This is a genomic window from Delftia sp. ZNC0008, assembly GCF_000799035.1.
Taxonomy (GTDB): Bacteria; Pseudomonadota; Gammaproteobacteria; order Burkholderiales; family Burkholderiaceae_C; genus Comamonas; species Comamonas tsuruhatensis.
Map to the genome: position 1 here is coordinate 1 of NZ_JTKZ01000849.1, position 6608 is coordinate 6608.

General features: G+C 68.5%; 6 protein-coding genes and 1 pseudogene. 2 read left to right on the forward strand and 5 right to left on the reverse strand.

Features of this window, described 5'->3' with window-relative positions:
- From L995_RS27285 to L995_RS27295, 3 genes and pseudogenes are all read right to left on the reverse strand, one after another.
- A pseudogene (locus L995_RS27285) lies at positions 1-193 on the reverse strand (16S rRNA (guanine(966)-N(2))-methyltransferase RsmD); the annotation flags it as partial.
- Positions 190-1551, reverse strand: a complete 1362-nt coding sequence (locus L995_RS27290) for a M16 family metallopeptidase (protein ID WP_047474482.1) — start codon at positions 1549-1551, stop codon at positions 190-192. The gene L995_RS27290 and the pseudogene L995_RS27285, both read right to left, overlap by 4 nt.
- A 26-nt stretch (positions 1552-1577) precedes the next feature.
- Positions 1578-3056 (reverse strand): M16 family metallopeptidase, encoded by a 1479-nt coding sequence (locus L995_RS27295; protein ID WP_016449075.1) that lies wholly within the window; start codon positions 3054-3056, stop codon positions 1578-1580.
- Positions 3057-3084: 28 nt separating this feature from the next.
- Between L995_RS27295 and ftsY the strand changes: the two genes are divergently transcribed.
- Together ftsY and L995_RS27305 are read left to right on the forward strand one after the other, a co-directional pair.
- On the forward strand, positions 3085-4305 hold the full coding sequence (gene ftsY / locus L995_RS27300) for a signal recognition particle-docking protein FtsY (RefSeq protein ID WP_047474483.1): 1221 nt from the start codon (positions 3085-3087) through the stop codon (positions 4303-4305).
- Positions 4306-4543: 238 nt separating this feature from the next.
- Positions 4544-5533 (forward strand): Bug family tripartite tricarboxylate transporter substrate binding protein, encoded by a 990-nt coding sequence (locus L995_RS27305; protein WP_047474484.1) that lies wholly within the window; start codon positions 4544-4546, stop codon positions 5531-5533.
- Here the strand turns inward: L995_RS27305 and cutA are convergent.
- Both cutA and L995_RS27315 read right to left on the reverse strand, forming a co-directional pair.
- A complete protein-coding gene (gene cutA, locus L995_RS27310) occupies positions 5520-5918 on the reverse strand; it encodes a divalent-cation tolerance protein CutA (protein ID WP_047474485.1) in 399 nt (132 codons plus the stop codon). The genes L995_RS27305 and cutA overlap by 14 nt on opposite strands.
- 52 nt (positions 5919-5970) lie before the next feature.
- Positions 5971-6608, reverse strand: a 638-nt coding sequence (locus L995_RS27315) for a 2-dehydropantoate 2-reductase (RefSeq protein WP_047474486.1), incomplete at its 5' end; no start/stop codon positions are given.

Genomic DNA, 6608 nt, shown 5'->3' on the forward strand with positions numbered 1-6608 from the left:
CGCGTAGACGCGTGCGGCGCCACTGGCCGCCGATGATGCGGACCTCGCCCGCACCCGAGGGTGCCGGCTTGCCCGCCTTTGCCTTTGCGGCCGGTGCTGCGGCAGGCGCCTTGGGCGCCGCGGCCTCGGCCGTGGCCTTTTCCAGCCAGCGCTTTCCGGCAGGGGTATGCAGTTTGATGCTGTTGCGGCTCATTGCTTTCCTCCCACGACGACGGTCACCATGCGATCGGGCTGCAGCATGCGCTGCATGGCCTCGCGCACATCACGCACGGTCAGCGCCTGCACGCGCTCGGTCCAGTGCTCCAGATAGTCCAGCGGCAGGCCGTTCCAGGCGATGTTGGCCACATTGCCCAGCAGCTTGCGGTTGCTGTCGATGCGCAGCGCAAAGCCGCCGATCAGATTGTCCTTGGCGGCCTTGAGCTCCTTCTCGGTCGGGCCTTCGGCCACGAAGCGGCGCAGCGTGTCCTGCGACACCTTCAGGGCCTCGGCTGCCTGGTCGGGGCGCGTCTGCAGGGCGATCGTGAAGGCGCCTGCGTCCAGGCCTGGCGAGAAGTCGCTGTAGACGCTGTAGCTCAGGCCGCGCTTTTCGCGCACTTCCTCGGTCAGCCGCGAGGTGAAGCCGCCGCCGCCCAGGATGTGGTTGCCCACGAGCACGGCCATGAAGTCCGGGCTGTTGCGTGCAATGCCGGGCTGGGCGATCAGCACCTGCGCCTGGGCCGAGGCGAAGGGGATGTTCTCGTTGACCGGCGCCTTGAGCGCCTGCACCTTGGGCACGTCGGGCAGCGGAGCGCAGGCACTGGCGTCCTGGCCCTGGGCCGCCTGCAGCGGAGCCAGCAATTGCTGCACCAGCTGGTCGGCCTGCTCGCGGCTGACGGCGCCGACGATGCTGACCTTGGCACGGCAGGCGGCGATCAGCCGGCGGTGGAAGGACTGCATGTCCGACAGGTCGATGCGCGACAGGCTCTCGGCCGTGGCACGCGCACCGTAGGGGTGGGTGCCGAACACGCCCTGGCTCAGGGCCTTGCCGGCCACCGTTCCGGGGCGCGTGTCCGATTCCTTGATGGCCGCAGTCCAGCGCTCGCGCTCGCGCAGCCACACGTCCTGCGGCCAGCTGGGGCTGGCGATCTGGCGCGCGGCCAGGGCCACGGCGCGCTGCAGCAGCGCGGGCTCGGTCAGGGAGCGCAGCCCGTAGCTGAAGCTGTCGCGGCCCGCCTGGGCGCCAAAGCTGGCCCCCAGATCGGCCCAGGCCTGGCCCAGGCCGTTTTCATCGAGAGCAGGCGCGCTGCCCTGGGCCGTGACGCCCTTGGACGCCATCAGCGCCACGGCGCTGGCCAGGCCGACCTGATTGGCGGGATCGCGCCGGCTGCCGGCGTCGAAATCCATCTGCACATCGACCATGGGAATGCCCGGGCTGTCCACCAGCCAGACCTGCGCCCCGCTGGGCTGGGTCCAGTGCTGGATGGGCAGCAAGGCCCATGCGGACGTGGCGCCAAAGCCCAGGCCCACGCTTGCCAGCACGGAGCTGGCCACCATCTTTTTCATGTTCTTCATCTTCACTCCAGCGTGCTTCGGGGGCATCAATGCAGGGGTCCGCCAATGCCGGCACCCGCGTCGGTGCGGCGGGGCTTGCCGCCTTCAGGCAGGGGCTGCGGCACCAGGGTGCCCACCGTGAGCTGGTCATCGCCAAAGTACTTGGCCGCCACGCGCTTGACGTCATCGGGCGTGATGGTGCGAAGCTGGGCCAGCAACTGGTCTTCCGCATCCAGCGGCATGCCCTGTATCCAGTAATTGCCCAGGCTCTGGGCCTGGCCCATGACCGAATCGCGCTCATAGACATTGGAGGCCATCCATTGCGTCTTCACGCGCTCCAGCTCGGCGGGCTCCACACCATCCCTGGCGACCTTGGCCACTTCGGCGCGCAGCGCGGCCTCGACCTCGGCCGCAGTCTTGCCGGTGGCGGGCACGCCCGTCAGCATGAACAGGCCGGGGCCGCGGCTCATGAGCGACATGGAGCTGCCCGCGCCGTCGGCCACGCGGCCTTCGCCCTGGACCAGGGCCCGCTCCAGGCGGGCGCCGTCATAGCCGTCGAGCACGGCCGAGAGCACCAGCAGCGCCAGCGCATCGCGGTCATCGGCCTGCAGATCGCTGACACGCGTCAGCGAGGGCGCACGGAAGGCCAGGGCCACCAGGGCCTGCTCGGCCGGCTGCTTGACCTCGATGCGGCGGATGCCGATCTGCGCAGGCTCGGTGCGCGGCTTGCGCACCGGCACGGCGCGTGCGGGAATGCTGCCGTAGTACTTCTCGGCCCAGGCGCGGACCTTGGCAACGTCCACATCACCGGCAATGACGACGGTGGCATTGCCGGGCACATACCAGCGGCTGTGGAAATCGCGCACGTCGCCGGGCGTCAGGGCGTCCAGATCGCTCATCCAGCCGATCACGGGCCGGTGGTAGGGCGAGGCCATGAAGGTCGCCGCCATCAGTTGCTCCATGAGCACGGCGCGCGGCTGGTCCTCGGTGCGCATGCGGCGCTCTTCCTTGATGACCTCGATCTCCTTCTTGAACTCGCTGTCGGGCCAGTGGTTGTTGGCGAAGCGGTCGGATTCGAGCTTCATCACTTCCTCCAGCCGGCTGGACGGGATCTGCTGGTAGTAGCCCGTGTAGTCGCGGCTGGTGAAGGCGTTCTCCTGCCCGCCCAGCGCGGCCACGCGGCGCGAGAACTCGCCGGGAGCCACCTTGCGCGAGCCCTTGAACATCATGTGCTCGAGCGCGTGGGCCACGCCCGAGGTGCCGTCCACCTCGTCGATGGCGCCCACGCGCACCCAGACCATGTGCACGGCCGTGGGCGCGCGCCGGTCGGGCTGCACGATGAGCTGCATGCCGTTCTTCAGGGTGAATTGCTGCGCTGCTGTGGCGGACCGCTGGCCGCCTGCGGCCTGGCTGGCCACCGTCTGCAGCAGTGACGAAGGGGAGGAAGAGGATGCATCCGGGGCTGCCAAAGCAGCCCCGGTGCCCATGCAGGCCATTAAGCCCAGGAGGGTGAGTGCATGTTTCATAGAATGCTGTGATTCTAAGAACCTGCCGATGTTCAGTTTTTTCAAGAAAAAGCCCACCCCCTCCTCCGCCGAGATTTCCCCGGCGGACAGCAGCGCCGCGCCTGAAGAGGCCGGCATTCCCGCAACCCCGCCGCAGGACCGCGCCCCAGACCTGCCCCCTGGCACGCCTGCCCCACCGGCCGCAGCCGACACCGGCAGCGCCTGGTGGCGCAAGCCCTTCGGCGGCGGCAAGGGCGATGCCGCCCCGCCTGCCGCACGCACTGCACCCACTGCTGCTGCTTCCACGCTCGCGCCTGCCGACTTCATTGCCGCACCCGAGCCCATGGCCAAGCCCGAAGCCGAAGGCGCCAGCCGCCAGAACTGGATGCAGCGCCTCAAGGCCGGACTGCGCAAGACCGGCAGCAGCATCGCCACGGTCTTCACCGGCACGCAGATCAACGATGCGCTGTACGAAGAGCTGGAAGACGCCCTGCTGATGGCCGACACCGGCGTCAAGGCCACCGAGCACCTGCTCACCGACCTGCGCCGCCGCGTCAAGGAAGCCAAGGCCACCGACCCCGCCGCCGTCAAGGCGTTGCTGGCCGATGCACTGGCCGACCTGCTGCGCCCGCTGGAAAAGCCGCTGATCATCGGCGAGCACCAGCCTACCGTGGTCATGGTCGCTGGCGTCAACGGCGCAGGCAAGACCACCTCCATCGGCAAGCTGACCAAGCATCTGGCCGACGAAGGTCAGAGCGTGCTGCTGGCTGCCGCCGACACCTTCCGCGCCGCCGCGCGCGAGCAGCTCGGCGTCTGGGCCAACCGCAACACGGTGGAGATCGTCAGCCAGGAAGGCGGTGATCCTGCAGCCGTGAGCTTTGATGCCGTCACCGCCGGCCGCGCCCGCAAGAAGGATGTGGTGCTGGTGGACACGGCGGGCCGCCTGCCCACCCAGCTGCACCTGATGGAAGAGCTGCGCAAGATCCGCCGCGTGGTCACCAAGGCCGATGCCACGGCACCGCACGAGGTGCTGCTGGTCATCGACGGCAACACCGGCCAGAACGCGCTGGCCCAGGTGCGCGCCTTTGACGATGCACTGCAGCTCACGGGCCTGATCGTCACCAAGCTCGACGGCACGGCCAAGGGCGGCGTGCTGGCCGCCATTGCCCAGGAACGGCCGATCCCCGTGTACTTCATCGGCGTGGGCGAAAAGGTCGAGGACCTGGAGACCTTCAACGCCAGGGAATTCGCGCAGGCGCTGCTGTCCTGAGGCCACCCGGCACACCACCACCCAAAGGAGCGCGCTGCGCTCCTTTTTTCATGGGTATGCGAGCGCAGCGAAGGCCCAGGCATGCAGGCAAGGGTTTTCCCTTGATTCGAATCAAGCCGCAGGTTTTATGCTTTGCATTGATTTATAAGAAGAACGTTGTTTTATACAAGAAACAATCGATAGCCCTCAGGCATTTCTTTTGCTTGTACCTGCCTTGCCTTGTTTCCCGGAGTTCCCCATGAAAGCCCCCACCTTGCTCGGCGCTGCCGCCCTGCTGGCAGCATCCGCATGCCAGAGCGCCCTGGCCCAGGATGCCGCCGCGCAGCAGCAACTGGCCGCCAAGCCTTTCACCATCGTCGCGCCCTTCCCGCCCGGTGGCCCGGTCGATGCGCTGGCCCGCCTGCTGTCCACGGGATTGGCCGAGCGCTACAGGCAGACTTCGGTGGTGGAGAACAAGCCCGGGGCCAACGGCAATATCGGCATCGACATGGTCAAGCGTGCCGCGGCGGACGGCCATACGCTGCTGGTCGTGCCCCAGGGCAACCTGACCATCAATCCCACGCTGCTGGCCAGGCCCGGCTACAGCGTGGAGACGGACTTCGCGCCCGTGGCCTCGCTGGCCAAGGCGGCCAATGTGATCGCCGTGCACCCTGGCGTGCCCGCCAAAACGGTGCAGGAGCTGGTGGCCCTGTCCAAGGCCAGGCCGGCCACCATCAGCTATGCCTCGCCCGGCGTGGGCTCCAGCCTGCATCTGGCCGGTGAGCTGTTCAAGCAGCAGACCGGCGCCGACATCCTGCACGTGGCCTACAAGGGCACGGCGCCCGGCCTCAACGATGTGCTGGGCGGCACGGTGCCGATGATCGTGGGCAATGTGCCCGCGCTGCTGCCGCATGTGCAGTCGGGCAAGCTGCGTGCGCTGGCCGTGACCGACCCGGCCCGCAGCAAGTACCTGCCTGATGTGCCCACGCTGGCCCAGGCGGGCGTGCCGGGCATTGCCATCTCGTCCTGGTACGGCGTGATGGCGCCAAAGAAGACACCGCCGGCCGTGCTCAGGCAGCTGGAAAAGGATATTCAGGAGCTCTTCAACACGCCGGCCGTGGTCAGGCAGCTGGATCTGCAGGGGATCGAGCCCTGGGTGGTCACGGGCAGCGCCTTCGGCGAGCTGATCCGCAAGGAGACAGCGACCTGGGTGCCCGTGATCAAGGCCGCCAACGTCACGCCGCAGTGATGCGGGGCGCGGCGGCCCTTTCTGCAGTGTCCACCACGTCCCGGGTCGAGACCTGGGAGCGCAGCCACTGCGCATAGTCGGCCATGCAGCGCTCGGTGCGCATGGTGATCTGCGGCACGCTGTAGCTGTGCTCGGCGCGCAGCAGCCGGGCCAGGCGCTCCAGCACGTCGGGCAGGGTCTTGCAGACCAGCCGCCACTCGGGCGTGGCGTGCATCTCGCCGTCCCACACGTAGTGCGAGGTGATGGGCTCCACCTGCACGCAGGCCGCGGCCTGCTGCTGCACCAGGCTGCGCGCCAGATGGGCGGCCTCCTCGGCGCTGGGGACGGTGGTGGCCACCACGCACAGCGTGGACCAGGGCGAGGCGGGGTTCTTGGCGGAAGTCATGGAGGCGTAGTCTACGGTTGCGTGCTGCAGGCCGGTACTGGCCCTTGCGGCGTCAGGCCATCAGCCCCTTTTGCCGCGCCTGCAGCCGCGCCAAGCCCAGCAGCGCATCGGTGAACGGGGTGTCCACGCCGCACAGCTGGCCCATTTCGCGCACCGCGCCCACCAGGGCGTCGAGTTCCACGGGCTTGCCCGCTTCCACGTCCTGCAGCATGGAGGTCTTGAAGGCGCCCAGCTTGAGCGTGACCGCATGGCGGTCTTCGGGCGATTCGTTGATGGGCAGGCCGATGCGCGCGCCGATCTCCTTGGCCTCCAGCATCACGCGCGTGATCAGGCCGCGCACCAGGTCGTCGCCCAGGATGCGGTCCGAGGTGGCACCCGTCAGCGCGCTGACGGGGTTGACGGTCATGTTGCCCCAGAGCTTGTACCAGGCGTCGCGCTGGATGTTGTCGGAGACCTTGGCCTCGATGCCGCCGCGCTGCAGCAGTTGGGCCAGTGCCGCCAGGCGCGGCGTGGGCGGCTGGCCGGGCCCTGTGGCCAGGGGCTCGCCCAGGATGAGGCTGTTGCCGAAGTGGCGGCGCACCACGCCGGGCGCATCGTTGGAGCAGCTGGCATGGACCACCGAGCCCAGCACCTGACCCAGCGGGATGGCTTGCGCAATGCGGCCTTCAGGGTCCACGGCTTTCAACGCGG